The following is a 2,701-nucleotide window of genomic DNA, read 5'->3' as shown; positions in this document are numbered from 1 at the left end:
GCTCACGGTGGTGGATGCGGCGCGGTGGCAGAAGCGGTGGTGGCACAATGCGCTCGAGCGCGCGCAGGTGAGCACCGCCACGCACGTGTATCTCAACTGGACGCACAAGCTGTCGGCGGAACGACTCACCAGCGTGCAGCAGTCGTTGCGCGAGGTGAACGCGCGGGCGGCGTTCGTGGAAACGCCGGGGTACGTGGAGGAGTTGGCGCAGTTGGCGGATGCCGTTCGCCACGATGCGGCGCGCGGTGGACGCGTGGCGGGCGCGACGTCGGCGAGCGAGGGGACGGGCCACAAGCACACGCACCCCTTCGGCAGCGTGTCGCTCCCAATGCCGCCCGTCGTGGCACGCCGCGCCTTCGAGCAGTTCGTGCGCGAACTGCCACCGTCGGTGGTGCGCGCGAAGGGGCTCGTGCGTTTTGCGGAGGAGCCCGGGCCGATGTACGTGTGGCACCGGGTGCCCGGTCGGAGCGGCGTGCGACTCGATCAGTCGTGGCCGCACGCCGATGCGCAGCCCACGGCGTTGTTCATCGGGGTGGAGATGCCGGTCGAGAACATCGCGGCCGACCTCGTTCGGCTCGCCATGGGGTGATCTGCGGCCTGACGTGGCATAAGGAGGCTCGAAAGCGGTGTGCGAACCTTACGGCAGGGCCTCGAGATCCTTCTGCGTCAGGGGCGTACTACGCCCGGCGGTGGACGCGCGCACCTTCGCCACCTCCTCGACAGTCACAGCCGAGGCGGAGTTTCCGAAGCTGCTACGCACGTAGGTGAGCACCGCCGCGATCTCTTCATCGGTCATCGCCACGCCGGTCCCGTACGCCAGCATCATGCCGTTGTACGTGGTGCCCTTCACGGTGAGTTCACCCTGCAGGCCGTGCAGCACGATGGCGATGGGGCGTGCGACCGGGCCGGTAATCCACTCCGAACCGGCAAGCGGTGGGAAGGCACCGGGTACCCCGGCGCCGTTCTGCTGGTGACAGGCGATGCAGCGACCGTACACCTCCTGTCCTTTTTGCATCGACGCGGCACCGGCCGCCGCAACGGGCGCTGACGAATCGGTGGGAGTCGTTGCATTCGCCGGGGGAGCGCTTCCTGCGGGTGCCGTGTCGGCCGGCTTGTCGCCGCCGCATGCCGTGAGGCTCAGGACACCGACCAGCAACGTCAGCGGAATGATCGAGGATCGCATGGTTCGAGCGGAGTGGGGTGAACGGAACGGGAATCCCTCGTGGACCGGCACGACCGAGGCGACCGGCACCATCGCCGGGCATCTGACTACGTGTATACTGGGGTCGACTGCGCGTTCCCACAGCAGGAATTCCCCTACGAGTCCGATACGAGTCCGAAGTGCAGTCGCGCGAGGCAACGGCCTTCCACGGCGCTGCCAGGTTCGGCACGTTTCAATGACCCTCTTTCATACATATCTCGACATCCGACCGATGATCCCACTCGCTGCTCGTACCGTGCCCCTGGTCCCCGCGGTCGCCCTTGGTGTCGCGCTCTGCGCCGCTTGGCCCGGGCCGGCTGGCGCCTCGCGCCTGCCGCATCTCAAGCTCAAGCGCTCGTTCCCGGCCAAGGACACGGTACTGACCTCGAGCCCCGATGCGGTGCGCCTGTGGCTCACCGAACGGTCCGAGCTGCCGGCCACGAAGATCACCGTCACCACCGACGCGAAGGCGCCTGTGGCGACCGAGAAGGTTACACGCGCCGCCGGTGCCGATGCGCCCATCGAGGCCAAGTTCACCACGCCGCTCGCCGCCGGTCGCTACACCGTGACGTGGAGGACGATGTCGAAGGACGGCCACGTGGTGAACGGCACGTTCGGCTTCACGGTGAAGTCGGCGCCCTGACATGGAGGCGACCGCGTGGGGCCCGCTGACGGCGAAGATGCTGCTGTACGTCGGGGCGCTCATGGCGGTTGGTCGGGGGAGCGTCGCGTTTCTCGATCCCGAGTGGAAGGCGGGGGCGCGCAGCGTATTCGATACGGCGATGCCACGAACTGTCGCGCGTATCGGCGCGCTCGCGCTGATGGCGGCGCCGCTGCTGTTGCTGCAGCTGCAGCTCGACGCACTCGAGATGACGCGCGCCGACATTCCCGTCCTGCTGGCTGATACCGCCTGGGGACACGGGTGGAGTCAGCTCACGATGGCCTGCCTGCTCGCATCGGTCGCGCTGGTGCTCCCCGTCGCGCGCACGACGTCGCTCGTGCTGCTCATCGCGTCGCTCGGCGTGGCCGCGGCGCTCGGTGGCCTGGGGCACGCGGCTGCCGACGAACAGTGGCCGATCGGTGCGCGCGTACTCGATGCGATGCACGTGGCCGCGATGGGCGCCTGGATCGGTGGGCTGCTCACCACGCTGCTCATCACCCGCGTGCCGGCCTTCGCGCTGCGCGATGCGGCGTGGCGCACCTTCAGTCGTACCGCGACGATCATGGCCCCCGTGACCGTGCTCACGGGCGTCGGGAGCGGGGCGCGGCTGTTGCTGGGGATGCCGCCCGCGATGATCGTCTCGAGCGACTACGGCTTCCTGCTACTGGTCAAGACCGTGCTCGTCATCGTCGTGCTCGCCATCGGCGCTCGGCAGCGATCACGAATCGCGCGTGGTGCGGCGCCGGTAAACCGCACCATGTGGGTGGAAATCGGTGTGGCGACCTTTGTGCTGTGGGTCACCGCAGTGCTCACCGGCACCGCGCCGCCGGGCGAGTAGG

General features: G+C 68.5%; 4 protein-coding genes. 3 read left to right on the top strand and 1 reads right to left on the bottom strand.

The genetic code is table 11. The features are described 5' to 3' along the window. A partial coding sequence (locus tag ACIQ6O_RS16030; RefSeq protein WP_396208775.1) for a GTP-binding protein occupies positions 1 to 589 on the top strand: 589 nt, incomplete at its 5' end. 48 nt (positions 590 to 637) lie between these two features. Here the strand turns inward: ACIQ6O_RS16030 and ACIQ6O_RS16025 are convergent. Beyond that, positions 638 to 1,183, bottom strand: a complete 546-nt coding sequence (locus tag ACIQ6O_RS16025) for a c-type cytochrome (RefSeq protein ID WP_396208774.1) — start codon at positions 1,181 to 1,183, stop codon at positions 638 to 640. Between the two features lie 250 nt (positions 1,184 to 1,433). Between ACIQ6O_RS16025 and ACIQ6O_RS16020 the strand changes: the two genes are divergently transcribed. Together ACIQ6O_RS16020 and ACIQ6O_RS16015 are read left to right on the top strand one after the other, a co-directional pair. Then, a complete protein-coding gene (locus tag ACIQ6O_RS16020) occupies positions 1,434 to 1,844 on the top strand; it encodes a copper resistance protein CopC (protein WP_396208773.1) in 411 nt (136 codons plus the stop codon). A 1-nt stretch (position 1,845) separates the two neighbouring features. Next, entirely contained in the window at positions 1,846 to 2,700 is an 855-nt protein-coding gene (locus ACIQ6O_RS16015) for a copper resistance D family protein (protein WP_396208772.1), read from the top strand. The last annotated feature ends 1 nt before the right edge of the window (position 2,701 follow it).

It is taken from the genome of Gemmatimonas sp., assembly GCF_044345575.1.
In the GTDB taxonomy this organism is placed as follows: domain Bacteria; phylum Gemmatimonadota; class Gemmatimonadetes; order Gemmatimonadales; family Gemmatimonadaceae; genus Gemmatimonas.
This window is presented reverse-complemented; position numbering and strand designations above follow the sequence as displayed.

What these genes read in the sequence shown, in the direction of transcription:
- ACIQ6O_RS16025 (WP_396208774.1), bottom strand. Translation starts at nt 1,183, where the DNA reads ATGCGATCCTCGATCATTCCGCTGACGTTGCTGGTCGGTGTCCTGAGC.
- ACIQ6O_RS16020 (WP_396208773.1), top strand. Translation starts at nt 1,434, where the DNA reads ATGATCCCACTCGCTGCTCGTACCGTGCCCCTGGTCCCCGCGGTCGCC.
- ACIQ6O_RS16015 (WP_396208772.1), top strand. Translation starts at nt 1,846, where the DNA reads ATGGAGGCGACCGCGTGGGGCCCGCTGACGGCGAAGATGCTGCTGTAC.